The sequence below is a fragment of the Campylobacter gastrosuis genome (assembly GCF_030249845.1).
Lineage (GTDB): Bacteria > Campylobacterota > Campylobacteria > Campylobacterales > Campylobacteraceae > Campylobacter_A > Campylobacter_A gastrosuis.
In genome coordinates this window covers 213540-237625 of sequence record NZ_JANURM010000002.1, presented here as the reverse complement: position 1 = coordinate 237625, position 24086 = coordinate 213540, and the positions used below count along the sequence as shown (strand labels likewise).

The 24086-nt window shown below is 39.7% G+C and carries 24 protein-coding genes; 16 read left to right on the top strand and 8 right to left on the bottom strand.

Going from position 1 to position 24086, the window contains the following annotated elements; all coding sequences use genetic code 11:
* Window positions 1-4: 4 nt before the first annotated feature.
* Together fliD and flaG are read right to left on the bottom strand one after the other, a co-directional pair.
* Window positions 5-1837, bottom strand: a complete 1833-nt coding sequence (gene fliD, locus NYG85_RS03145; protein WP_284937024.1) for a flagellar filament capping protein FliD — start codon at window positions 1835-1837, stop codon at window positions 5-7.
* Window positions 1838-1839: 2 nt separating this feature from the next.
* The gene (flaG, locus tag NYG85_RS03140) at window positions 1840-2220 is read right to left on the bottom strand and encodes a flagella length regulator FlaG (RefSeq protein ID WP_284937023.1); all 381 of its coding nucleotides are present in this window, start codon (window positions 2218-2220) and stop codon (window positions 1840-1842) included.
* Between the two features lie 102 nt (window positions 2221-2322).
* Here flaG and NYG85_RS03135 point away from each other — a divergent pair, with 102 nt between their 5' ends.
* A complete protein-coding gene (locus NYG85_RS03135; RefSeq protein WP_284937022.1) occupies window positions 2323-2658 on the top strand; it encodes a hypothetical protein in 336 nt (111 codons plus the stop codon).
* A complete protein-coding gene (gene rsmD / locus NYG85_RS03130) occupies window positions 2655-3215 on the top strand; it encodes a 16S rRNA (guanine(966)-N(2))-methyltransferase RsmD (RefSeq protein ID WP_284937021.1) in 561 nt (186 codons plus the stop codon). Before NYG85_RS03135 ends, rsmD begins: the two co-directional genes overlap by 4 nt.
* 12 nt (window positions 3216-3227) lie before the next feature.
* On the opposite strand, the gene yedF is transcribed toward rsmD, so the two are convergent.
* Both yedF and yedE read right to left on the bottom strand, forming a co-directional pair.
* Window positions 3228-3458: a sulfurtransferase-like selenium metabolism protein YedF gene (gene yedF / locus NYG85_RS03125; protein ID WP_284937020.1), complete on the bottom strand. Its 231-nt coding sequence runs from the start codon at window positions 3456-3458 to the stop codon at window positions 3228-3230.
* The gene (gene yedE, locus NYG85_RS03120; protein ID WP_284937019.1) at window positions 3451-4665 is read right to left on the bottom strand and encodes a selenium metabolism membrane protein YedE/FdhT; all 1215 of its coding nucleotides are present in this window, start codon (window positions 4663-4665) and stop codon (window positions 3451-3453) included. The genes yedF and yedE overlap by 8 nt, the downstream gene beginning before the upstream one ends.
* A gap of 133 nt (window positions 4666-4798) precedes the next feature.
* On the opposite strand from yedE, the gene NYG85_RS03115 reads away from it, so the two are divergent.
* The 14 genes from NYG85_RS03115 (at window position 4799) to NYG85_RS03050 (ending at window position 18489) form a co-directional block, all read left to right on the top strand.
* Complete coding sequence (locus tag NYG85_RS03115) at window positions 4799-5848, top strand: flagellar basal body P-ring protein FlgI (protein WP_284937018.1); 1050 nt, start codon at window positions 4799-4801, stop codon at window positions 5846-5848.
* A complete protein-coding gene (locus NYG85_RS03110; RefSeq protein ID WP_284937017.1) occupies window positions 5848-6138 on the top strand; it encodes a rod-binding protein in 291 nt (96 codons plus the stop codon). The genes NYG85_RS03115 and NYG85_RS03110 overlap by 1 nt, the downstream gene beginning before the upstream one ends.
* Before the next feature lie 54 nt (window positions 6139-6192).
* A complete protein-coding gene (locus tag NYG85_RS03105; protein WP_284937016.1) occupies window positions 6193-6393 on the top strand; it encodes a flagellar biosynthesis anti-sigma factor FlgM in 201 nt (66 codons plus the stop codon).
* Window positions 6394-6410: 17 nt separating this feature from the next.
* Window positions 6411-6830 (top strand): flagellar biosynthesis protein FlgN, encoded by a 420-nt coding sequence (locus NYG85_RS03100; RefSeq protein WP_284937015.1) that lies wholly within the window; start codon window positions 6411-6413, stop codon window positions 6828-6830.
* A gap of 3 nt (window positions 6831-6833) precedes the next feature.
* On the top strand, window positions 6834-8708 hold the full coding sequence (gene flgK / locus NYG85_RS03095) for a flagellar hook-associated protein FlgK (RefSeq protein ID WP_284937014.1): 1875 nt from the start codon (window positions 6834-6836) through the stop codon (window positions 8706-8708).
* On the top strand, window positions 8705-9454 hold the full coding sequence (locus tag NYG85_RS03090) for a TIGR02757 family protein (protein WP_284937013.1): 750 nt from the start codon (window positions 8705-8707) through the stop codon (window positions 9452-9454). The genes flgK and NYG85_RS03090 overlap by 4 nt, the downstream gene beginning before the upstream one ends.
* Before the next feature lie 87 nt (window positions 9455-9541).
* Window positions 9542-10063 carry a superoxide dismutase family protein gene (locus NYG85_RS03085; protein WP_284937012.1) on the top strand — a complete coding sequence of 174 codons (522 nt, stop codon included), beginning with the start codon at window positions 9542-9544 and terminating at the stop codon, window positions 10061-10063.
* A gap of 191 nt (window positions 10064-10254) precedes the next feature.
* On the top strand, window positions 10255-11010 hold the full coding sequence (locus NYG85_RS03080) for a TSUP family transporter (protein ID WP_284937011.1): 756 nt from the start codon (window positions 10255-10257) through the stop codon (window positions 11008-11010).
* 85 nt (window positions 11011-11095) lie between these two features.
* Window positions 11096-11773, top strand: coding sequence for a F0F1 ATP synthase subunit A (locus tag NYG85_RS03075; RefSeq protein ID WP_284937010.1), 678 nt, complete (start codon window positions 11096-11098; stop codon window positions 11771-11773).
* A gap of 85 nt (window positions 11774-11858) precedes the next feature.
* Complete coding sequence (gatB, locus tag NYG85_RS03070) at window positions 11859-13280, top strand: Asp-tRNA(Asn)/Glu-tRNA(Gln) amidotransferase subunit GatB (RefSeq protein ID WP_284937009.1); 1422 nt, start codon at window positions 11859-11861, stop codon at window positions 13278-13280.
* An 8-nt stretch (window positions 13281-13288) separates the two neighbouring features.
* The gene (locus NYG85_RS03065; protein ID WP_284937008.1) at window positions 13289-14179 is read left to right on the top strand and encodes an NAD(P)H-dependent glycerol-3-phosphate dehydrogenase; all 891 of its coding nucleotides are present in this window, start codon (window positions 13289-13291) and stop codon (window positions 14177-14179) included.
* A complete protein-coding gene (locus tag NYG85_RS03060) occupies window positions 14176-15216 on the top strand; it encodes a glycoside hydrolase family 3 N-terminal domain-containing protein (RefSeq protein ID WP_284937007.1) in 1041 nt (346 codons plus the stop codon). The genes NYG85_RS03065 and NYG85_RS03060 overlap by 4 nt, the downstream gene beginning before the upstream one ends.
* Complete coding sequence (locus NYG85_RS03055; RefSeq protein WP_284937006.1) at window positions 15213-16376, top strand: NAD(P)/FAD-dependent oxidoreductase; 1164 nt, start codon at window positions 15213-15215, stop codon at window positions 16374-16376. Before NYG85_RS03060 ends, NYG85_RS03055 begins: the two co-directional genes overlap by 4 nt.
* Before the next feature lie 58 nt (window positions 16377-16434).
* Entirely contained in the window at window positions 16435-18489 is a 2055-nt protein-coding gene (locus NYG85_RS03050; RefSeq protein WP_284937005.1) for a TRAP transporter permease, read from the top strand.
* On the opposite strand, the gene NYG85_RS03045 is transcribed toward NYG85_RS03050, so the two are convergent.
* The 4 genes from NYG85_RS03045 to secA are packed head-to-tail and all read right to left on the bottom strand — an operon-like array spanning window position 18486 to window position 24060.
* Entirely contained in the window at window positions 18486-19196 is a 711-nt protein-coding gene (locus tag NYG85_RS03045) for a metallophosphoesterase (protein WP_284937004.1), read from the bottom strand. The two genes, NYG85_RS03050 and NYG85_RS03045, sit on opposite strands and share 4 nt — an antisense overlap.
* Window positions 19156-20274, bottom strand: a complete 1119-nt coding sequence (gene tgt, locus NYG85_RS03040; RefSeq protein WP_284937003.1) for a tRNA guanosine(34) transglycosylase Tgt — start codon at window positions 20272-20274, stop codon at window positions 19156-19158. Before tgt ends, NYG85_RS03045 begins: the two co-directional genes overlap by 41 nt.
* A complete protein-coding gene (locus NYG85_RS03035) occupies window positions 20274-21470 on the bottom strand; it encodes an ABC transporter permease (RefSeq protein ID WP_284937002.1) in 1197 nt (398 codons plus the stop codon). Before NYG85_RS03035 ends, tgt begins: the two co-directional genes overlap by 1 nt.
* Before the next feature lie 13 nt (window positions 21471-21483).
* Window positions 21484-24060 (bottom strand): preprotein translocase subunit SecA, encoded by a 2577-nt coding sequence (gene secA, locus NYG85_RS03030; RefSeq protein WP_284937001.1) that lies wholly within the window; start codon window positions 24058-24060, stop codon window positions 21484-21486.
* Window positions 24061-24086: the final 26 nt, after the last annotated feature.

The following is a 24086-nucleotide window of genomic DNA, read 5'->3' as shown; positions in this document are numbered from 1 at the left end:
TACCTTATTTATTGCCGTTTAGTTCAAAATCAATCATAGATTTTAGTGAAGCAAACTGATTTTCAAGCTCGGTAATCTGCTGTGAATAAAGCACAAAACGCTCTCTCATCGTGCTATACTTTGTATCTAGTGATTTTTGAATTTTCTCTTTTTCTGTGTCTAGTGCCTTTTGCTCATCTGATAACTTCGTGCCATAGACATCAAGGATGCCGGTCTTATCTTGTGTGATAGCTTTTAGGGTCGTATTTAGCTGAGTAAATAGCCCACTTGTGCGTGTGGTAACCGAATTTGTCGTGCTTGTGCTAAGTCCGAAGTTATTTGTAGCGTTATCCTTTGCTTTTATCTCAATGTCGGTATCATCAAGGCTTTTTAGGATAATGCCAGTTTGGTCGTTGTTTAAACTAGCGTAAATTCCAGCAATGCCTGCGTTATTTATCGCATTTGCTAGGGCTAGGGCGTTGTCTTTGGCTGAGTTTGTGCTTTGCGTTTCATCTAGTTTGATTGAGATACCATTTATGGTTAAATCCCCAGCTTCTAGCTTTAAAGCACCGCTTTTTACGCTACTTGGTGCGTAATACGAGGCTGATTTAATATCAGTCGTGCCCATAAAAAACGCCTTTAAGCCGTCAGGGTCGTTTGCTAGTTTTGATAAAAATTTAGCGTTATCTTTTTTAGTTAGGTTTGTGCTTGTATCCACCCAGCTAAACTCCAACTCGCCACTTTCAGAAAATGATAATCCAAAGTCGCTAAGGCTTAGCCCTTTTTCGTTTTGTTGAGTGAAAATTCTATTTAGGTTTGACCTTAGGGCTGTGATTTCGCTAACGCCTTGAAAGTTGCCAGATTGCTTTGTTTTATCATCGTAAGATGTTGAGATATTTAGGTTTTTTACTAGCGTGTTGTATTGTTGGACCATATCTTCAACGGCTTTTACGATATCTTCTGTATCTTGGACGATTTGAAAGCTTGACTTGCCAGTCTCTTTTAAATTTATCGTTACGCCAGAGCGAAGGTCTTCAATTGTGTTTGATGAGCGTGTTACAGAAAGTCCGTTATAGGTAAATTCTGCATCTTGTGCTTGTGTGATACGATTTTTTTCAAAATTTGATGTCGTTTTTGCTGTGCCGTCATCGTTATAAACAGGCTGTCCTTTATCATCTAAAACAGCGATAGGGTCGCTATCAAGTCCAAGTTTTTTAAGCACTCCGCTTGTATCATCTGAAAATGTGATCTGCTGTTCTTTGCCGGTATTTTTTGACTGGATTATCATTTGATATGGGTTGTTGCCACCGACATTTACTATTCTAGCTTGTAAATCTCCACTTGCTCTTTCGTTGATTTGGTCAGCTATATCTTGAAGCGATGATGATTGATTTACATCTATTTGGTAGCTAACTCCACGTATATTTATCTTAAAGCTACCACTATTATCAACGCCAATAATGCCTAGCTGGTCTTTAAATTTAGCACTTTGATAGCTATCTCTTTGGGCTAATTGCTTAACATCTAAATCCAAATCTTGAAGGCTAACACCAGAAACAGCACTCACACTAGCACTTGTGCCGGTAGAATTTACCTTTCTTTTAACATAAAGCGTTTCGTTATCAAGCGCGCTAAATGCACTTTGGACGTTGTTTGCAAGGGTTTTTAGTGCCTTTAAGTCCTCTTGACGCTCTTTGTTTTTATCTATATTTTTTGTGATTGGATTTATTTGAGCGCTCTCATCAGCTGCTTTTAGTTTTGAAATTAGCTCATCGTTTAGCTGGGTGCTGTTGCCTTTGCCAAGCCCCATAATACCTTTGCTAGCACTTGTCGTGCTTGAAACTGTTGAATCAGCCATTTTTAACTCTCCTTGTCAAAAAGCAAACCTATGCTTTCTCTAAAATATCGTGCTATTCTTAAAGCCTCTTTTGTCGGTAGCTCTCTTATTAAATCGCCAGTGCTTGCCTCTCTTACTTGAACGACCATTGTGCTTTCTTGGCTGTTGTAGGCAAAGCGGACGTTTGTGTTTAGCTGCTGCATTTGGTAGTTTAGCTCATCAGTTGCTTCTTTCATCTTTTTTGTAAGCTCATCTGGCGATAGTTTTGAGAGATCTTCATTCTCTTTTTCTACTAAATTTGCCTGAATTTCTGATTTTTCTACATCTCTAACATCTGAACCCCTAGTGTTTGAAACTGATAAACTAGCATCAAGTGGCTGTGCCGCTGCTTTAAAAATCTCCATTTTCACTCCTTTAAAAAATTTTTCTTTATGATTAAATCGGACAAAAACATTTTTTCTTTATACTATTTTTGTTAAAATATCAAAAATTTTTAAAGGGATTGTATGAAAATTTCATTTGAGTGCGATTGCATTTTGCTCCAAAAGACACTTTTGCTATTTTGCCAAGAATTCATAGCCTATAACAGCGAGTGCGATTTTATCGTATCTGATAGGCGGTTAAACACGCAAAAACCGCTATTTTTAATCGGCGAAAGTGGCTCACACTTAGCCCTGCCATTTACAAAAAAGGCTTTGGTTGAAAATTTAAAGGAATTTTATTCAGCCATTCAGGTTAAGGGCGTTAAAGAGAGCAAAAAAGGCGATTTTAACGCCGAGCTTGATTTGATTTTGGCTAATTTTAAAGCTGATTTAGTTGAGCTTTTTAAGAGGCACTCTTGAAGACGCAAATTTCAAGCGGAATTTACAAAGGCAAAAAGCTAGACCTGCCTAGCTTAAACACGACACGAAGCACAAAGAGCTTGGTAAAAGGCTCGTTTTTTGACACGATTAGAGATGAGCTAAGGGGGGCGTTTTTTGTTGAGGGCTTTGGCGGTAGTGGTGTGATGACTTGTGAGGCGGTTAGTAATGGGGCTAAATTTGGCATTGCCATTGAGATTGATAAGGAGGCATTTAAGCTAACTAAAAAAAATCTAAACAGCCTAAATGCTAAAAATTTAGAAGCGATAAATGGCGATAGCTTTGAGATTTTGCCAAAAATCATCGCAGATAAAAGTGAAAATTTCATCATCTACCTTGATCCGCCGTTTGATTTTAGAGATGGATTTAGTGGGATTTATGACAGGCTTATGGATTTGGTTAAAAATTTTAGCAAAGATAATGTAAAAATGGTCGTTTTTGAGCATTCAAGCACGTTTAAAATGGCTGAAAATTTAGGTAGTTTTTGCCTTTTAAAGACACGAAAATTTGGAGCGACTAGCCTTAGCTATTACGCATAAGGCTAGAAAATTTTATGGTTTTTTGATGATAAAGCGAAGCGTTGGGCCGTCTTGTTCTATCTTTAAGACCTCAAAGCCACGATTTCTTGCATCAACTGGGATTGAGTTTATCGCCTGAGGGCAATCACAAAGCACTTCAAGCACCTCGCCACTTTTCATTTGCGGTAAAATTTCAAGTGTCGCAACCGCTGGCATAGGGCAAGCCTCGCCCTGAATATCAAGCGTGTAAGTTATCTCATACATTGTATCCACCTCTTTTAAAAAATCCTTGTTTATAAAAAAACACAAGCAAAAGTGCCAAGCCAAAAAGGCATAAATTTACAGCCAAACCGCCAAGTAAGCCAAATTCGCTTAATAAATTTATCTTAGCACCATCTTTAAACCAAGCTGGCATAAGGTCATAATTTAACGCTAGTATTGCCGTGCCTACAAAATTTGCCACACCAACAATCATAAAATGCATCTGCCCTTCGGTAGCCCTGTAAGTCCAGCCACACTCACAACCCCCTGCAAAAACAATGCCAAAGCCAAACAAAAACGCACCAACAGCAACGGCTGGGCTAAAATTTACAACCTTTGCTTGATAGCCATTTAGCATAAGCACAAAGACAATAAAAGTAGCAATTATCATCCCATAAAACGCACCCTTTGTCGCTGTATCACGCCCAAATAAAAACAGATCCCTAAAACACGAAGTAAAGCAAACCTGCCCTTTTGAGATGATAAATCCAAAAGCAACGCCAAAAATAAGCGCAAGTGGCAATAAACTAGCCTTGATTTTTAGATCAAAACTCGGAGCATTGATAAAAAGATAGATAAGCCAAGCGATAGAAAAGACAAGCACCAAAATGCCATAAAAGAAGTGCCTATCGGCTCTGCCTTTATCTTTTACGATACCTTTGCCATTTACGCCACACTTTTCTAAAACGACCTTTGGGCGAAAAATTTTAAGTTTGCCGACCTTTACAGCTACATAAATTCCAAGCACCATAAACACGGCAAAAAGCCACGTGTGAAGCGAAAAATAAGGCAGTCCAGTAAAAAAGTCAGCTAAATTGCACCCAAAAGCAAGGCGTGCGCCAAAGCCAGATAAAATGCCACCGACTATGGCTTGAAATACACGAATACCGCTTGCTGGTAGGCGAAATTTGACTTTATTTGCCATAAAAGCAGCAATTGTAGCACCTAAGAACATACCAATTAGCATTACGCCATCAGTCCTAGTTAGTGGTGTGCCGTTTAAATTTTGCATTTTGTAATATGAATAGCCCGATAAATCCATACCAAAAAGCTCCAAAAACTCGCCGCCCCAGCGTGTCATCTCGCCAGTAACAGCCCAAACTCCGCCAAAAATGCCAAAATACACGGCACTTATGATAGCAAGTGCAATCATTGCCTTGCCGACGTCCCAAAAATTGACAAGATAGGTTTGTCTAAAATGGTTAAACATTTAAAATTCCAGTATTTTTCTTGCTAAAACTTAGCACTTAAAAGGCGAAATTATACAATTTAAAATTTACGCTTAGCTTAATTTAAAAATGGAACGCTTTTTGCTATCAAACGCAAAATTTCAAGGATAAATGATGAGAAAATTTCTAGCTTTTACGCTTTTTTTGCTTTGTAATTTTGCCTTTGCAACTCAAATAAAAGATATCGCAAACATCGTTGGAGTGCGTGAAAATCAGCTTATCGGATATGGTTTGGTTGTTGGATTAAACGGCACTGGCGATGGAGGCAGCTCTGAATTTACAATCCAGTCGCTCTCAAATATGCTTCAAACCGTCAATGTTAAGATAAATCCAGATGATATAAAGTCAAAAAATACCGCTGCTGTAATGGTAACAGCGATTTTACCGCCATTTGCAAGGCACGGCGATAAGCTTGATATCACAATCTCATCAATTGGCGACGCTAAGAGTTTGCAGGGCGGGACGCTTTTGATGACGCCTTTAAAGGGCGTTGATGGCGATATTTACGCACTTGCACAAGGCTCGTTAAGTATCGGTGGCAAAAGTGCAGGCAGAGGCGGCGATAAGCACGTAACGGCTGGGACTATTTTAAATGGGGCTTTGGTTGAAAAAGAGGTGCTTTATGATATTTATAATCAACCAAGCTTTACTTTAAGCCTTAAAAACTCAAATTTTAAGACCGCAATTGATGCTCAAAACGCAATAAATGAGAATTTAGGCGTTGAGATAGCAACAGCAATTGACCCACGAACGATAGTCGTAAATCGCCCAGATGAGGCAAATTTAATAAACATAATAAGCAGAGTGTTAAATTTAGAGATTGATTATGTCCCTGATGATAAGGTCGTTATTGATGAGCGAACTGGCGTTATTGTAAGTGGCATAAATGTAAGCGTTGATCCAGTCGTTTTAACCCACGGCTCAATCACGATAAAAATTGAGCCAAATTCTTACGAAGCTAATGCTCAAAACGAGCTTGATTTAGCAGACAAAGCGTCGGTGACACCAGCTTTAAATATGCTAAAAATCAGCGAAAATAAAACGACACTAGCGACCCTAACAAGGGCGTTAAATAAGCTTGGTGCAAGCCCTAGCGATATAATTGCAATCGTGCAAAATTTAAAACGTGTAGGCGCTATACACGTAGATGTGGAGATAATTTAATGATAGATAATTCACTAGCAATAAATGCCTTTAATAAAACCCAAACGGACACCATAACACAAGCAAAAAACGACAAGCTTTTAAGAGAGCAAACGGACGCTTTTGAGGCGTTTTTGGTTAAAGAAATTCTTGACATTTCGCTAAAAGAAGATGAGAGTGCTAAGCTTTTGCCAAAAACAGCTGGTGCTGATATTTACAAATCAATGTATAACGACACGATGAGTAAGGCACTAAGCGGTGGTTTAGGATTTAGTGAGCTTTTATACAATTTTTTAAAAGAAAGGGGTTAATAAATTTTCATTTATGCCGATTTGATGAATGTAAATCAAATTAAGGGGTGTAATATGATTAGTGGTTTAAAGCCAAGTTATGGCGTATCACAGAATTTATTAAACAAAACAGCCGCTCCAAAAAGGGAGCAAACAAGCGAGATAACGCAAAAACAAGATAGCAAACTAGCAAGTATCTCAAAAGCGATAAGTGAAGGCACTTACGAGCTTGATATGAAAAAAACGGCTAAGGCGATTGTAGATACACTTGTTTAAAATTTCAAGGATAAAAGATGTTAAAGAGATATTTAAATACGGCTATATCTATTTTAGATGAGCTTATTGACACGACACTTCAAGATATAGAAAACATAAAAGAGGCTAAACATTCGGCTGTTGATGAGAGTGTGAGAAAAAAGGGCGTCTTGGTTAAAAATTTTGAAGATACAAAGCGAAGTTTAGATAAAGAGCTAGTAAATCTCTCAAAAACGTCTGAAAATTTGCAAGAGGCATTAGATGATGAGGTTAAGGCAAATCTCGTTTTAATGCGTGAAAAGCTTGAAATTTTGCATAAAGTAAATAAAGAATACGCAAGACACGTGGTGCTTGTTAAGGAATTTTTTGACTCGCTGACAAAACAGATGTTTAATCTTGACCAAAATGCCTACACTCAAAGCGTAAGTCAGAGCAATTTTTACAAGGCAAAGGTTTAAAAAATGGCAAATATTTTTATGTCTTTAAACACCGGCGTTTCAGGGCTAAATGCCGCACAAGCACAAATAGCAACGACCGGTCATAATATCACAAATGCCGATTCTCAGTATTACACTCGCCAAAGGGTAGTCCAAACTGCCGCTCCGTCTTTGTATTTAGTAAAAGGTGGCGTTGGTATGGGCACTCAGGTTGAAACGACCGTGAGAATTCACGATGAATTTACCTACGGCAGATTAAAAACCGCATCATCAAATTTAGAAAACACAAGCTACAAGCAGAGAATTTTACAAGAACTAGCCGAAAATTTCCCCGACCTGCAAGACTCAGGTATCGGTAGAGATATGGCAAACTACTTTAATGCGTGGAATAACTTTGCTTCAAATCCAGATGAGTCCGCTCAAAAGCTAAATTTAATAAATATGGCAACCCTTTTTAGCGGTAGTATTTCACGAACGGCGACTAAACTTGACAACCTTCAAACCGAAGTTGATAGAATGATGAGAATAAATGTTGAAGAGATAAATCGCCTTGGAGAGCAGATAGCTACGATAAATAAGGAGATTAGGCGTGTTGAGTCAGGAGCTGATTCTGGCATTAAAACAAACGCAAACGATTTAAGAGATAAACGTGATGAGCTAGAACTTGCAATGTCAAAACTTGTAAATTTAAACTCATTTAAATCAGATATTAAAAGTAACACCCCAGTTGATAGCGGGATTACCGATGAGGGCAGGTTTTATACGCTAAATATCGGCGGAGTTAGCATTGTTGATGGCGTGAATTTTCATCCATTAAGAATGGAGACGACCGGCGATGCTAGAAATTTAACAAAAATTTACTACGAAATGGAGGACGGCAGATTAATTAGTATGGAGGATAAGATCCATAACGGCAAAATCGGCGCCCAGCTTGATCTTCGTGGCAGGTTTTATGATGAAAATAGCCAAAAATTCACAGACGGCACGATACAAAAATATATTGATAATATGGACACCTTGGCAAAAACGATAATTCACAGCACAAATAATATTTATGCTGAGTCAGCTATGGAGATATCAAACACCGATGAATTCTCGTTTTTAAACGATGATAAAACGCTTATGAATTTTAGCAAAGAGATCCAGCAAGGCTCGTTTGAAGCGATAGTTTATAATAATCAAGGCGTTGAAATAGCACGAAAAACGATAAATATAAACGGCACGACCACGATGAATGACACGAAATATGGCAACTCAATTGTGGCAGATTTTAACTCAAATTCAGATGACAACGATGATAACAATATGCTAAATGATGTCAGCGACTACTTTGAGGCGTCGTTTCACTATGACAAGCTCTCAAATAAAGGCTCATTTGCCATAATCCCAAAGCAAATGCAAGGTCAATACAGCATAGCCATAAAAGATAACGGCACAAATTTCCCCGGCGTCTTTGGCGTGCATAAATTTTTTAGTGGGGACAAAGCCACAAATATGGCTGTAAATGGCGATTTTATGCTTGATCACACCAAGCTTAGGGGTTATGCAAAGCCAGTTTTAGGTAACAACGAAGTGGCAAATAAGATGGTTCAGCTTCAATACGATGAGCTAAAATTTTTCTCAAACGGCATAGCACAAAACCGAGATGACACGATTGAGGGCTATTATAGATTTTTGACAACCGACATCGCAAGCGACACAGAGTCAAATAACAATATCCACTCCACAAACACCTCGCTTTATAAGACTGCCGAACAGGAATTTCAATCAATTAGTGGCGTTGATACAAACGAGGAGCTAACAAACCTAATCCGCTTTCAAAGTAGCTACGGCGCAGCTGCAAAGATTGTAACCACCGTTAATCAAATGCTTGAAACGCTTCTAACCCTAAAACAATGACGGATTTAAAAGCCAAGCTTGACGCCCACGTCCTTGATAAAAACACGGACGTTGGGCTGTTTTCTCACGCTGACCCACTGCAAGTAGCGTCAAAATTTAACGACCCAATCATCGCTTTAATTTGTGCCTTATTTGCCTATGGCAACGCAAAATTAATCGTGAAATTTCTAAATTCACTTGATTTTAGCCTTTTAGATGAGAGCGAAAATGAGATTAGAAAATTTTATAAAACGCACAAATATCGCTTTGAAAATCCAACCGATGTGGCTGAAATTTTCATCACTTTAAGCCGTTTGAAAAAAGATTTTGATATGGAGCAAATTTTAAAGCAGGGATTTGATAAAAACGGACTGATGATTGAAGCTATAAATGCTTTAATTGCCAAAATTTACAGCCTAAATAGCTACAAATCAGATGGCTATGAGTTCTTTTTTGGGCGTGTTTTTGATAAAAAGCCGACCTCGCCTTACAAGCGATATAATATGTTTTTACGCTGGATGGTTAGGGATACGGATATTGATTTGGGGCTTTTTAGGAGCCTGCCAAAGTCCGAGCTTTTAATGCCACTTGATGTTCATACGCACAGAGTTTCGCTAAATTTAGGGCTTTGTGCAAGAAAAAGCTACGACTTTAACGCCGTTTTAGACCTTACAAATAATCTTAAAAATTTTGACCCACTTGATCCGATAAAATACGACTTCGCGCTTTACAGGATAGGGCAGGGCAAAGAGCTAGAAAATTTCTAAATAATTTTTATTATTTTACAAATTTTAATCTTATTTTTACATTGCTTTGGTAATATTTCATTTAAACTTTATTTAAAAGGAGAACTTATGAAAAAAGTATTATTAGCAAGTGTCGCACTTTGTGCAGCTTTATTTGCAAACGAGTGCAAGCCAAACGACTGCTTAGTTATTCAAATGGAGCAACTTGGCGAAAAAGGCAATGTAAATGTCGGCGAAGTTACAGCTATAAACACGGCTTACGGCGTGGCATTTTTGCCAAATTTAAAGGGCTTAACCGCTGGTGCTCACGGCTTTCACGTGCATATGAATGCTGATTGTGGCGCGACTGAAAAGGGGCTAGGTATGAAGGCTGGTGGCCACTGGGACCCGACAAACGCTGGCAAACACTCATTTGCTTGGGATGATAACGGACACAAGGGCGACTTACCAGCACTTTTTGTTGATAGCGAGGGTAATGCCGTGTATCCAGTTTTAGCCCCAAAAATCAAAGATGTTAGCGAGTTAAAGGGACACGCTTTGATGATTCACGTTGGCGGCGATAATCACAGCGACCATCCAAAACCACTTGGCGGTGGCGGCGCTAGAATGGTTTGTGGCGTTATAAAATAATTTTTAGCCCCTAAATTTAGGGGCTTTTTAATTTTCATCGCAATAAATTTGCCTATCTGCTAAATTTACTCTTATTTTTTACATTTTAAACACCATTTAAACAAAATTTTACTGATTTTAAGCCAAAAAAGTGTATAAACGCTTTTTAAAATTATGGCAAATGCCTTAAAATTTTAGATAGCGGAGCGTTTATGGAGTTTGAAATTTACGCCTATTTTGTCTTCTTTTTCGCTGCTTTTTTTGGTGGATTTATTGATGCCATTGTTGGCGGTGGCGGACTTATTACACTGCCTGCACTTATGGCTATGGGTGTGCCGCCTCACGTGGCACTTGCGACAAACAAGCTTCAAGGCTCGTTTGGCACACTCACGGCTACGATAAATTTTGCCAAAAAAGGTATGATAAATTTTAACGAAATTTTAATCGGCATTGTATTTACATTTATTGGCACTTGTATTGGGACCTATCTTATTTTGCTTTTAAATGCCGATTTTTTAAGGCTAATAATCCCATTTTTGCTGATTTTTATCTTTATCTACACGCTTTTTTTGCCAAAAGTTGGCGAAAGCGACCGCCACTCGCGATTAAAGCCAAAAATTTTCTACTCGCTTTTTGGGCTGATTTTAGGCTTTTATGACGGCTTTTTTGGACCGGGAGCTGGCAGCTTTTGGACATTTTCTATGGTCGCACTCATCGGATTAAATATGAAAAAAGCAGTCGCTCACACAAAGGCATTAAATTTAACCAGCAACGCCGTTAGTCTAGCTGTTTTTGTGCTTGGCGGAGAGATTTTGTGGTTTGTTGGCTTTTTAATGGCGTTTGGGCAGATTTTAGGGGCGTTTGCTGGGTCAAATTTGGTCGTAAAAAAAGAGGTGAAATTTATACGAACTATGTTTTTATGTGTAGTTTTTGCCACGATTGTTAAACTGATATGGGATTTTTTTTAAATTTATTCTAAATAGTTTTTAAAATTTCAAATTGAATTAATCAAATTTTGGCTAAAATCTCGCAAAAATATCCTAAGGACAGCTGATGAAAGACCTATTTTTATTCTCGGATTTAATCTATCATAGCCACTCGTTTGTCTATGTTTTTCACTTTTTACTAGTTTCACTCATTGTTGTTTTTGTCGCAAAATTTGCAGTTAATAAAATGCAACTTGTGCCAAGCGGACTTCAAAATATCGTTGAGGCTTACATTGAGGGTGTTTTATCAATGAGTAAGGACACGCTAGGCAGTGAAAAACTCGCACGAAAATACCTGCCACTTGTTGCTACAATCGGCTTTGTCGTGTTTTTTGGCAATGCAATCGGCATAATCCCGGGCTTTGAATCTCCAACTTCAAGTCTAAATTTAACACTCACACTAGCTTTAATCGTATTTTTTTACTACCATTTTGAGGGCATAAAGGCAAATGGCGTGATAAAATACTTCAAACACTTTATGGGACCGAGCAAAATTCTAGCCCCACTAATGTTTCCAATTGAGATAATTTCGCACCTTTCACGCATTATTTCGCTATCGTTTCGTCTTTTTGGTAATATCAAGGGCGATGACCTATTTTTGCTTGTTATGCTTACACTTGCGCCATTTTTTGCACCGCTACCAGCCTATGCTTTGCTTACGTTAATGGCTGTTTTACAGGCGTTTATCTTTATGATGCTTACGCTTGTTTATCTTGCTGGTGCTGTTAGCATAGACGAGCATTAAAATTTTGGGCGTTTTTACGCCCGTTTATCTTAAAATTTAGCTACTTTTGGATAAAATCCCTTAAAATTTTAATAAAAGGCATTTTATGTTTGAAGTCGTTATCGGACTTGAAGTCCATACTCAATTAAATACAAATACAAAAATTTTCTGCTCTTGCTCGACTAGCTTTGGCGATGACGCAAACACGCACGTTTGCCCGACCTGCCTTGCTTTGCCGGGTGCTTTGCCAGTTTTAAACAAGGAGGCTGTTAAAAAGGCGATTAGCTTTGGAACCGCTGTAAATGCGACAATTAATAAAAAATCAATCTTTAACCGCAAAAACTACTTCTATCCAGACCTGCCAAAGGCGTATCAAATTTCGCAGTTTGAAGTGCCAATCGTTGAAAATGGCGAGCTTTTCATAGAGGTAAATGGTGAGAAAAAACGTATCGGCATAACAAGGGCTCACCTTGAAGAGGACGCTGGTAAAAATATCCACGAGGGTGCTAGAAGTTTGGTTGATTTAAACCGCGCTGGCACGCCTTTGCTTGAAATCGTTTCAGAGCCAGATTTAAGAAGCTCGGACGAGGCGGTGGCGTATCTTAAAAAATTACACTCAATCTTGCGATTTTTAAACATCTCAGACGCAAATATGCAAGAGGGCTCGTTTCGCTGCGACGCAAACGTAAGCATTCGCCCAAAGGGAGATACGAAGCTTTACACAAGGGTTGAGATTAAAAATTTAAACTCGTTTAAATTTATCCAAAAGGCTATTGAATACGAAGTAGAGCGACAGACGATCGCTTGGGAGGACGGCAAATATGATGATGAAGTCTATCAAGAAACGCGCCTTTTTGATACGACAAATCTCGTAACTCGCTCAATGCGTGGTAAAGAAGATAGCGCTGAGTATCGCTACTTCCCAGACCCTGATTTGTTGCCTGTTGAAGTTGATGAGCAGATGTATAACGAAGCGATAAAAATTCCAGAACTAGCCGATGAGAAGGTCGTAAGATACCAAAAAGAGTTTGGCATAAAAGAGGATGATGCGTTAAATTTGGTAGCGACTATTGAAATGGCAAGGTATTTTGAGGAGCTTGTCGGGGCTAAAATTTCGCCAAAGCTTTGCGTTACTTGGGTTTTGGTTGAGCTTCTTGGACGACTTAAAAACGGCGTTACGATTGAAAATAGCCCTGTAAATGTGGCTAAAATGACCCAGCTTTTAAAGCGGATTGAAGACGGCACGATAAGTGCAAAAGCCGCAAAAGAGGTGCTTGATTATCTAATGGATAACGATGAAAGCGTTGATAGCGTGATTGAAAAGCTTGGCTTAAAGCAAGTTAGCGATGACGGCGCTATTGAAGCGATAATAGATCAAATTTTAAACGCAAACGCCGATAAGGTCGCTGAATACAAAGCCGGCAAAGATAAGATGTTTGGCTTTTTTGTAGGTCAAGCGATGAAAGAGGGCAAGGGCGCGTTTAACCCTGCAAAGGTAAATGAAATTTTAAAATCAAAACTTAGCTAAGGATTAAAATGAAACTCGCAGTTATCGGCGCTGGTAAATGGGGCAGTGCGTTATTTCACGCATTTAAGCAAAATTGCGAGTGCGTTATTAGCTCACGCACCAAGCGAGATTTGCCAAATTTTGTGGATTTAAAAACGGCTCTAAATTGCGAGTATTTAGTCTTTACCATACCGACGCAAAGCGTTAGCGAGTGGTTAAGTGAGAATTTCATCTTTAAAAATCAAAAAATTTTAGTCGCAAGTAAGGGGATTGAGACAAAAAGCGGTAAGTTTTTAAATGAAATTTATGAACGCTTCGTGCCAAGCGAAAATTTATGCTTTTTATCTGGCCCCACGTTTGCAAAAGAGGTTGAGAAAAAACTGCCTTGTGCTTTGGTCGTAAGCTCAACTAATTTGGAACTGGCTAAAATTTACGCCGATTTTTTCCCTGATTATATGAAAGCTTACGTTTCAGATGATGTTGTGGGTGCTGAGATTTGCGGCGCTTATAAAAACGTAATCGCCATTGCTGGTGGGGTTTGCGACGGACTTGGGCTAGGCAATAACGCAAGGGCAAGTCTAATCTCTCGTGGGCTTGTTGAGATGGCTAGATTTGGCAAATTTTTTGGCGCGAAAGATGATACGTTTATGGGGCTTAGCGGGGCTGGGGATCTGTTTTTGACGGCTTCAAGCGTGCTTTCACGAAATTATAGGGTTGGCAACGGACTTGCACGTAATGAGAGCTTGGATAAAATTTTAAACGAGCTTGGCGAGGTCGCTGAGGGCGTAGCGACAGCCTTTGCCATTTGTGAAATTTCAAAGCAAAACGGCATTTACACCCCAATCGCTAATGAAGTGGCAAAAATGCTAAGTGGTGGCGATGTTTATCTTAGTGTCAAGGCACTTTTAGGGCGTAGATGAGATTTTTATTTTTTCTTTTAATCTGCCTAAATTTGAGCGCAAAAGAGCCAAATTTAAGAGAGCAAATCGGACAGATGATAATGGTCGGTTTTAATGGTTTAAGCACAAATGATGTTGGCGTTAGGGCTATGCTTAGCGATTTAGGTTACTCTCGCTTTGGTGGAGTTATGCTACTTGGCAGAAATATCACAAACAAAAAATCGCTCATAAATTTAACAAACGAGATAAAAAAACGCCAAAAAAATGTCCTAATTGCCATTGATGAAGAGGGCGGTTATGTTAGCAGACTAAAAGATGCCAGTTTTCAGGCAAATTATGCAAGTGCCTACGATGTGGGCGTGAGTTTTGATATAAATATGGCTACAAATTTATACGCAAAAATGGCTAAAAATTTAAAAGAGTGTGGCATAAATGTAAATTTCGCGCCAGTGGTTGATTTACACTTTAAAGCCTCGCCGATAATCGGAGCTAAAAAACGAGCTTACAGCCAAAATCCCCAAAAAGTCGCACTTTATGCTGAAATTTTTATGAACGAGCTAGAAAAGCAGGGCGTTTTTAGCGTGTTAAAGCACTTCCCGGGTCAAGGCGAAGCTAAGCAAGACTCTCATAAAGATAAGACCTACGCAAACCTTACAAAAGAGGGGCTTTTGCCATTTTCAAAGCTCATAAATAGGGCAAAAATGGTAATGGTCGGACACATTTTTGTGCAAAATTTAGATGAGAAAAACCCAGCCACGCTTTCAGAGATCGTGATAAATCGCCTTTTACGTCAAAAGCTTGGCTTTAATGGCGTCGTAATTAGCGATGATATGCTAATGCGTGGCGTTGGCGATCTGCCTTTAAAGGAGCAGATTATAAAATTTATAAACGCTGGTGGCGATATTTTGCTATTTAGCGAGTTTAAAATCGGCGAAAAACGCACGGCTGACGTGGTTTATGAAGCCATAAATGAAGCAATAAACGAGAAAAAAATAAGCAAAGAGCGGATAAATCAATCTTACAAAAGGGTTTTAAAGCTTAAAGAGGAGCTAAAATGAAACGAAAAAAAATAATAGTCATCGGTGCTGGTTACGCTGGTATCGCATTTTTAAAGAGTCTTGATGAGGAGTGCTTTCGGCTTGGGGATTTTACGATAATTAATAAAAATTCCTACCACTACCACTCAACAATGCTTCACAAGGTCGCAACCGCCGAAAAAAGTGGCAAAATTATGTTTGATTTAAGGGAATTTTTACACCCAGAAATTAAGATTATTCAGCAGTCAGTAACGGACATTGATGAGAAAAATCATATCGTAACGACAGAATTTGGCACGTTTAATTATGATTATCTAGTCGTGGCAGCTGGTTTTGAAAAGGAGAGCTTTAACCTTAAAGGCATTGAAAATGCGATGTTTATTGACTCTTACATTCAGTCTGGGCGGATTGCTGAGGTGATTAAGCGTAAATTTGATAAGGCAGTAGAGAGTGGTGCTGGGCTAAATATCGCCGTTTGTGGTGGTGGGCTTACTGGCATTGAGTTTGCAGCAAGCTGTGCAAATATGCTAAAAAATAAGTGTGAATTTCACCGCTTATCTTCGGATTTAGCGGCAAAATTTAACGTGCATTTAATCAGCTCAACGCCAAGATTGCTTACATTTTTTAGCGAAAAATTATCAAAAAAGACAGCCGATAAGCTTGAAAATTTAGGCGTAAAAATAATGCACAATACTAGAATTAGCTCGCTTGAAAAGGGCAGGGTAAATTTTAACGAAGGCGGACTTGACGCTGATTTGATTGTTTGGACTGCTGGGGTTAAGGGTGCTAGTATCGTAAGCGATAGCGATGTTGAGAATGAGCGTGGCAGGGTTAAGGTTGATCCTAAACTTCACGCACCAGATAGCACAGATCGCTTTTATATTGGCGATGTGAGTGCAGTTAGCGACGGCAAGGGCGGTTTTTATCCGCCAACAGCACAGATTGCTTGCGAGCAAGGGGCGTATTTGGCACGTGAGTTTAAGGCGATTTTGACAAATTCTGCGTTTGACGAGCCGTTTAAATTTAAAAGCAACGGCGTGATTTGCTCTATCGGACACACCTACGCCACAGCACAAATTTTGGGTTTTGAAATGGCTGGATTTTTACCTTCAATTTTAAAAACAATGGTTGAGAAAAAGTGGAATGTCAAACTTTTAGGGCTAAAAGGTGCGTTTTTATAAAAATAAAATAATTTTTTTGGCATAATCGCCTATTTTACAAACAAAAATAAGGATAAAGATGAAACCGCAACAAGAAAAAGAGGAATTTGTAGAGGTAAAAACACGAGAGATTGACGGCAAATTTTATAATTATTTAGTCGTTGGATTGTGCTTTGCTTGGTCGGTTTTTCAGCTTTATTTGGCGGTTGATGCGGTAAATACGACTATCTCACGCTCGGTGCATTTAGCCTTTGGTGTAGGACTTATATTTTTGCTCTACCCAGTGAAATTTCACAAACAAGCCCAGCACAAAGTGCCATTTTACGATATCTTTTTGCTTGTGCTTGGCGTTGGCGTGGTGCTTTATCCGGCGGTTGAGTTTTACTCACTAGCACAGCGTCCGGGCGATTATTTGCAGATTGATATCATCGTGGCTTTTGTGGCGATTTTTGTTATCATTGAGGCTGGTAGGCGTGTGCTTGGGCCAGCACTTGGGATAATTTGTGCTGTGTTTTTAGCGTATGATTATTTTGGCAGATATATGCCTGATGTCATCGCTCATCAGGGTGCGAGTTTGCAAAAATTAGCAGGGCATATGTTTTTAACCACAGAGGGAATTTTTGGTGTGCCTATTGGCGTTAGCGTGAGTTTTATCTATCTTTTTGTCCTTTTTGGCTCACTGCTTGAAAGGGCTGGGGCAGGGCAGTATTTTATAAATTTAGCCTTTGCTTTGCTTGGTAAATTTAGAGGCGGCCCGGCAAAGGCGTCGGTAATTGCAAGTGGTTTAACCGGTATGGTAAGTGGTAGCTCAACGGCAAATGTCGTAACCGTGGGCACTTTTACGATACCGCTTATGAAAAAGGCTGGACTTAGCAGGGTCAAGGCTGGGGCGATTGAAGTGGCAGCTGGTGTGAATGGTCAGCTAATGCCACCTATTATGGGGGCGGCTGCGTTTATCATCGCTGAATTTTTAGGTATGAGCTACACAAATGTGATGATGGCGGCGGTGATACCGGCGTTTGCTTGCTATTTGTCGCTATTTTTTATCGTGCATTTAGAGAGCTGTAAGCTAGGGCTTACTGGCATTACTGAGAGCGAATATCAGTCAAAATTTAAAATTTTTCTAAGCGGACTTCACTACTTAGTGCCGATTTTCGTGCTTTTATACACGCTTTTAATCGCAAAAGAGTCTCCTATCTCAGCGGCGTTTAATGCGATTTGTTCGCTGTTTTTAATAATGATTTTTCAAGAACCGACTAAAAAACTAGCTTATGGCGAAAAGGTCGGCATTAATGACGTTCTTGTCGGCTTTGCTGATATATTTTGGGCTATGGTAGCAGCCGCAAAAAATATGACAACAATAGCGGCAGCAACGGCATTAGCAGGTATTATCGTGGGGTCAATTTCGCTTACTGGACTTGGGCAGGTTCTGTCTGATTTGGTTGAGCAAATTGCTGGTAACAATATACTTTTGATACTATTTTTAACCGCTGTAATGTCGTTGATCTTGGGTATGGGACTGCCGACAACGGCAAATTACATCGTGGTTTCAAGCCTTGTTGCACCTGTGATTTTGATACTTGCTGCTAAAAATGGCTTTTTAATCCCAGCCATTGCGGTTCATCTTTTTGTATTTTATTTTGGAATTTTAGCCGATGATACGCCACCTGTTGGCATTGCCGCTTACGCAGCAGCAGGCATTGCAAAGGCAAATCCAGTAACCGTTGGCGTTCAGGGATTTATCTATGATTTAAGGACAACGATTTTGCCGTTTGCCTTTTTCTTTAATCCAAAACTGCTTTTAATAAGTAGCCTAGACCCACTTGACCCTTACAACGCCGATGGTATCGTGTGGATGAGTAATCCGCTTGAAATGGCGCTGGTTTTTGCTATGGCTGTTATTGGTATGTTTGCGTTTAGCTCCATTTTGCAGGGGTATTTTGTAAATAAGATGAGAATTTGGGAGCGGATTTTGCTCGTGCCAGTCGTGCCACTTGCCCTTGTGCCAAATATCTGTGCAAAATACTCAATAATACCAAATGAGTATGTCGGTTATGCCATTGGGGCTTTGCTTTATGGTTTTGTGTTTTTTACGCAGTGGATTTATAACGCTAAGCTAAAAAAGGTGGCTTAAAAATCAACGTTTTCTTGGGTGAAAATTTCTAAATCCGGATAGCTAATCGCACAAAGTCGCGGATTTTTCGCCTTGAAACGATACACTGCACCTAAGTCAATGTTTGCAAAATACCCTGTAATCATCGGCTCATTTAGCGGAGTGTGTCCGAAAATGTTAAAAATGCCCTTGTTTTCGTGCGTGTCGCCTCTACCAGAGATAACGTGGCGTCTGAAATCATCTTTTAAATTCGGATTATTTCTAAAACCCCACATTTTGCCCACAGCCGAGTGAGATACGACTAGGTGGCGATTTTGGCTATCTTTTAGCTCGTTAAATTCTAAAAAAATAGGTAAATTTTTAAAAAACTCAACGTGTTTTAGCCTTAAATCATCGCGTCCGATATAGGATTTAAAGGTCGCTTCGCCTCCGTTTTGATAAAACCACGAAAGGTCGCTTGGAATTTTGTTCTTTAAAAAATCGCATTCTGATTTTAAAAGGCGGTATTCGTGGTTGCCAAGCGTGCAAAAATAACCCTCGTTTATGACTAGCTCAACGACATCAGCACTATTTTCGCCCCTGTCAATAAGGTCGCCGACAAAGCAAATTTTAGCGTTTTTAGGCAGTTTTTTTAAAAGCGATTTTAGCGTTTTATAACATCCATGAACGTCGCCGATGACGTAAATTTTATCCGATTTTTGCATAAAAATTTCGCTTAAATTTGGCAAACTCGCCCCTATTTATCGCCTCTCTAATCTGCTTCATCAAATTTAAATAATAGTGAAGATTATGAATGCTAGCAAGGCGAAAAAATGTAAGCTCCCTAGCCTTAAAAAGGTGATTTAGATAGCCACGAGAGTAGCGCTGACAGGTGTAGCAGTCGCATTCTGGGTCAATTGGTGCGTGGTCGTTTATAAAACGAGCCGATTTTACATTTATCTTGCCAAAGCTTGTAAAAAGCGTGCCGTTTCTTGCGTTTCGTGTGGGCATAACGCAGTCAAACATATCAACCCCACGCTCCACGTTTTCAACCAAATCCTGCGGTGTGCCAACGCCCATTAGGTAGCGAGGGCGCTTTGGGTCAGTAAATGGCATAACGCCCTGCACGGTGTCATACATCTGCTCGTTGCTCTCGCCAACGCTTAATCCGCCAATGGCAAGTCCGTCAAATGGCATAGCCGCAAGTGCTTCGGCACAAATTTTACGCGCCTCATAATCAGTCCCACCCTGAATAATGCCAAAGATATTTTGATTTAGCCCCACGCCCTGGGATTGTTTAAGCTTGTGATACTTTATCGCCTCGTCCGCCCATTTTATCGTGCGTTTTAGGCTTAGCTCAACTCGCTTTTTCTCAGCCGGCAGGGCGATTAAATCATCTAAAATCATCATAATATCAGAGCCTAAATCATACTGCGTATCAAGCACCGAGCGTGGCGTAAAATAGTGCATTGAGCCGTCAATGTGGCTTTTAAATTTTATCCCGCCATCATCGTTTTTTGTATTTGCCCTAAGCGAAAATGCCTGAAATCCACCGCTATCTGTTAAAAACGAGCGGTTAAATTTACTAAATCCGTGCAGTCCGCCAAACTCCTTAACGACCTTTGAGCCTGGACGCAAATACATATGATAGGTGTTTGCTAAGATGATTTTGGCGTCTAAAATTTCAGCCATATCAACTGCGTCAAGACTCTTAACCGCACCAACCGTGCCAACAGGCATAAAAACTGGCGTAGCAATCTCGCTATGAGCCGTTTTTAAAATCCCAGTCCTTGCGTTGCCGTCATATTTTAAAATTTTAAACTGCATTATTCATTCCTTAATGTCTTTAAAATATCAACTTCACTTGCCTTTTTGGCTGGATAATACGATGAGATAGCCACGATAAAAATCGCTCCGATTACGATAAATGCAAAGTCAATAACTGAAAGCTCCATAGGTAGCTTTGAGCTGCCATAAACATCGGCTGGTAGGCTTATGATATCAAAGTTGCCAAGCAGATAAACGCCAAAAAGTCCAAGTAAAATTCCAAAGATAATGCCACCGCCACCGATAGCTATACCTTGGATAAAAAAGCTCTTTTTAATCTCGCCCTTGCTGGCTCCTAGTGCCAAAAGTAGGGCTATTTCTTGGCGGCGATTCATCACGGTCATTAAAAGTGAGCTTACGATATTTAGTGAAGCCACTAAGATAATTAGCATTAAAACGATAAACAATGCCCTTTTTTCAAGCTCTAAGGCTGAGAAGAAGTTGCCATTTTGTTGCCACCAGCCAATGGCTTTTAGTCCGTTTGGCAGGGCGTTTTGTAGTGTTTTAATATCATCAAATGGCTTGTTTGAAAATACGTGAATGCCATCATAAACGCCCTCTGGGTAGTCTAAAATTTTTGCCAGTGCTTCAATGCTCGTGTATGAGTAGGCTTTATCGTATGCAATAAGCCCAGAGCTAAACGTGCCTTTGACTTCAAAACGCTTCATTTTGGGGATTAAGCTAAATCCGCTTGGATCGGCTTTGGTAAAAATGAGTGTTACTTTTTCATCAATATTTAAGCCTAGCTCGTTTTTTAGTCCATTGCCGACTAAAATTTCATATCCGCTTAGCTCGTTTTGTTTTAGAGCGTCTAGTATTACGCTGTTTATGTGCTTTTCATCGGCTGAGTTTATGCCAAAAATCACGCCACCTTCAAGGGAGTTTGCACCCTTTGTGATGACTTGTGTGCTGATAAATGGGCTAAATTTTAGGTGTGTAAATTTCTGCCTTAAATCGGCTAAAATTTTATCATCAATGTTGCCACGAAATGGGCTTAAAATTGTGATTGGGTAGTTCATTGTAAAGAGTTTTCGCTCAAATTCCTTATCAAATCCATTCATAATTGCCATTGCAACAATTAGCACCATAAGCCCCACACTAACGCCTAAAAACGCCAAAACCGCACTAAGCGTGATAAATGGCTGGGACTTATCAAACCTAAGATATTTAAATAAAAGATACTTTGCCAAACTCATCTAAATGCCTAATTTACGCAAAAATTCCCTTTTTTGGGCCACTTTTGCCGTGGCACTCTTTGTACTTTTTACCGCTACCGCAAGGGCAGGGTGCATTTCGTGGGATTTTTTTCTCGTTGGTTATCGCTTCATTTATGCCCTCATCTTGTGCTTTTTGCATATTTTCAAGCACCTGCTCGGCTTCGTTTTCATCTTGGCTTCTTAAACGTAGCAAAGATAGCATTTTAATACTTTCGGTTTTTAGCCTAGTTACAAGCTCCATAAAGAGATTGTAGCTCTCTTTTTTGTATTCTGTGAGCGGGTCTTTTTGGTTGTATCCACGAAGTCCGATGCCAGTTTTTAAAATATCCATTTGATAAAGGTGCTCTCGCCACGCAGAATCAAGCACTTGCAGGTAAAGCACCTTTTGAATTTCACGCTTTTGTGCTTCGTTTAAAATACTCATTTTTGCGTCGTAACTTTGGCTTAATTTTTGCGTGATTTTTTCAAGAAGCTCGTTGTATTCAAGCCCTTTTAACTCGCTCTCATCAAAAATTTCGCCACAATCATTTTGGATTAAAACGCATAAATTTTTAATGTCAAAATCATCTTTTAATCCGCTGCTAAAAATTTCGGCATTTTCAAGCAGATTTGCCACGTATTCGGCTCTGTTTTGCTCTATTTTTTGGCTCATATCGTAGTTTTTATCAAGCAGTTCGTTTCGGTATTTGTATATCGTTTTTCGCTGTTCGTTTGCCACATCGTCGTATTCAAGCAGGTGTTTTCTAGCTTCAAAATGCAGGTTTTCAACCTTTTTTTGAGCGTTTTCAACCGCACGTGTTACCATTTTACTCTCAATGCTCTCGCCCTCATCAATGCCAAGTCTATCCATTATCGTTTTTATGCGGTCAGCACCGAAAATTCTTAAAAGATTATCTTCAAGCGAGAGATAAAAACGGCTCTTGCCGGGGTCGCCTTGTCTGCCAGCACGACCTCTTAATTGATTATCTATACGGCGACTTTCGTGGCGTTCTGTGCCGATGATATAAAGTCCGCCAAGTGCTCTAACCTCATCATCAATCATGATATCAACGCCACGCCCAGCCATATTAGTAGCGATCGTTACAGCACCTTTTACGCCAGCTTGCGCGATGATTTCTGCTTCTTTTTCGTGATTTTTGGCATTTAGCACAGAGTGGGCGATTTTTGCTTTAACTAGCATTTGATGAAGTAGCTCGCTTCGCTCAATGCTAGCTGTGCCTACAAGCACGGGCTGTCCGACTGCGTTTGCCTTTTTTATCTCGTCAATCACAGCTTTAAATTTCTCATTTTGCGTTTTGTAAATAAGATCGTTTTGATCTAGTCTTTTTATCGGTAAATTTGTAGGTATTGAGATAACATCAAGCTTGTAAATTTGAGAAAATTCAGTTGCTTCGGTCTGGGCTGTGCCAGTCATACCTGCTAGTTTTGCATACATTCTAAAATAATTTTGATAAGTGGTATCAGCCAAAGTTTGGCTTTCTTCTTGAATTTTGACCCCTTCTTTTGCTTCAAGTGCCTGATGAAGTCCTTCGCTAAAACGGCGTCCTTCGCTTAATCTGCCCGTAAATTCATCAACAATTACGACCTCATTTTCACGCACGACATAATGAACATCTTTTTCAAAAAGATTGTGTGCTTTTAGAGCTTGGTCAAGATGATGACTTAAAATTGCATTTTCAAGATTGTATAAATTCTCAACTCCAAATAGCTTTTCAGCCTTGCTAATACCGCTTTCGGTGATTAAAATCGTGCGATTTTTCTCATCAACGACAAAGTCGCCAGTTGGCTTTGAGTTTGGCACGGCTGGGTCTGCTGGCTCGCCACGAGTGAGCTGTTTTGCCACTTCGTTTGCCTTTATGTATCCATCAAGTGTGCGGTTGGTTGGGCCTGATATGATTAAAGGCGTCCTTGCTTCATCAATTAAAATGCTATCAACCTCATCAACGATGACAAAATTATGCTCTCTTTGGACTTTGTCGTTTAGATCAAACTTCATATTATCACGAAGATAGTCAAAGCCAAATTCTGAGTTTGTGCCGTAAGTTATATCGGCGTTGTAAGCATCTTTTCGTGCGTTATCATCGTGCTGTCCGCTTAAAATCACACCAACGCTAAGCCCTAGAAAATTATAAAGTTCGCCCATTTGCGTGGCGTCACGTTTTGCTAGGTAGTCATTGACCGTTACAACGTGCACGCCCTTGCCACTCATCGCATTTAGCACGACTGGCAGGGTGGCGACTAGGGTTTTGCCCTCGCCAGTTTTCATCTCGGCAATGTTGCCATCATTTAGCACCATACCGCCGATTAGCTGGACGTCAAAGTGTCGCATTTTTAGCACCCTTTTTGACGCTTCTCTAACGATAGCAAAGACGTCATAAAGCACCTCATTTAGCTCTTTGCCATTTTTTACTTCATCTTTTAGCGCGTTAAATTTCGCCTTTAACTCATCATCGCTAAGTGGCTCATAAACGGCTTCAAGCTCGTTTATTTTTCTTACTCGTTTTAGATATTTTTTTATCTCTCGGTCATTTTTTGTCCCAAAAATCGCCTTAAAAACAGAACCTATCATAAATTTTGCCTTTCTTAAATTTTAAA

Coding starts and splice junctions, on each gene's coding strand:
- fliD (WP_284937024.1), bottom strand. CDS start 1,837: ATGGCTGATTCAACAGTTTCAAGCACGACAAGTGCTAGCAAAGGTATT.
- flaG (WP_284937023.1), bottom strand. CDS start 2,220: ATGGAGATTTTTAAAGCAGCGGCACAGCCACTTGATGCTAGTTTATCA.
- NYG85_RS03135 (WP_284937022.1), top strand. CDS start 2,323: ATGAAAATTTCATTTGAGTGCGATTGCATTTTGCTCCAAAAGACACTT.
- yedF (WP_284937020.1), bottom strand. CDS start 3,458: ATGTATGAGATAACTTACACGCTTGATATTCAGGGCGAGGCTTGCCCT.
- yedE (WP_284937019.1), bottom strand. CDS start 4,665: ATGTTTAACCATTTTAGACAAACCTATCTTGTCAATTTTTGGGACGTC.
- NYG85_RS03115 (WP_284937018.1), top strand. CDS start 4,799: ATGAGAAAATTTCTAGCTTTTACGCTTTTTTTGCTTTGTAATTTTGCC.
- NYG85_RS03110 (WP_284937017.1), top strand. CDS start 5,848: ATGATAGATAATTCACTAGCAATAAATGCCTTTAATAAAACCCAAACG.
- NYG85_RS03105 (WP_284937016.1), top strand. CDS start 6,193: ATGATTAGTGGTTTAAAGCCAAGTTATGGCGTATCACAGAATTTATTA.
- NYG85_RS03100 (WP_284937015.1), top strand. CDS start 6,411: ATGTTAAAGAGATATTTAAATACGGCTATATCTATTTTAGATGAGCTT.
- flgK (WP_284937014.1), top strand. CDS start 6,834: ATGGCAAATATTTTTATGTCTTTAAACACCGGCGTTTCAGGGCTAAAT.
- NYG85_RS03090 (WP_284937013.1), top strand. CDS start 8,705: ATGACGGATTTAAAAGCCAAGCTTGACGCCCACGTCCTTGATAAAAAC.
- NYG85_RS03085 (WP_284937012.1), top strand. CDS start 9,542: ATGAAAAAAGTATTATTAGCAAGTGTCGCACTTTGTGCAGCTTTATTT.
- NYG85_RS03080 (WP_284937011.1), top strand. CDS start 10,255: ATGGAGTTTGAAATTTACGCCTATTTTGTCTTCTTTTTCGCTGCTTTT.
- NYG85_RS03075 (WP_284937010.1), top strand. CDS start 11,096: ATGAAAGACCTATTTTTATTCTCGGATTTAATCTATCATAGCCACTCG.
- gatB (WP_284937009.1), top strand. CDS start 11,859: ATGTTTGAAGTCGTTATCGGACTTGAAGTCCATACTCAATTAAATACA.
- NYG85_RS03065 (WP_284937008.1), top strand. CDS start 13,289: ATGAAACTCGCAGTTATCGGCGCTGGTAAATGGGGCAGTGCGTTATTT.
- NYG85_RS03060 (WP_284937007.1), top strand. CDS start 14,176: ATGAGATTTTTATTTTTTCTTTTAATCTGCCTAAATTTGAGCGCAAAA.
- NYG85_RS03055 (WP_284937006.1), top strand. CDS start 15,213: ATGAAACGAAAAAAAATAATAGTCATCGGTGCTGGTTACGCTGGTATC.
- NYG85_RS03050 (WP_284937005.1), top strand. CDS start 16,435: ATGAAACCGCAACAAGAAAAAGAGGAATTTGTAGAGGTAAAAACACGA.
- tgt (WP_284937003.1), bottom strand. CDS start 20,274: ATGCAGTTTAAAATTTTAAAATATGACGGCAACGCAAGGACTGGGATT.
- NYG85_RS03035 (WP_284937002.1), bottom strand. CDS start 21,470: ATGAGTTTGGCAAAGTATCTTTTATTTAAATATCTTAGGTTTGATAAG.
- secA (WP_284937001.1), bottom strand. CDS start 24,060: ATGATAGGTTCTGTTTTTAAGGCGATTTTTGGGACAAAAAATGACCGA.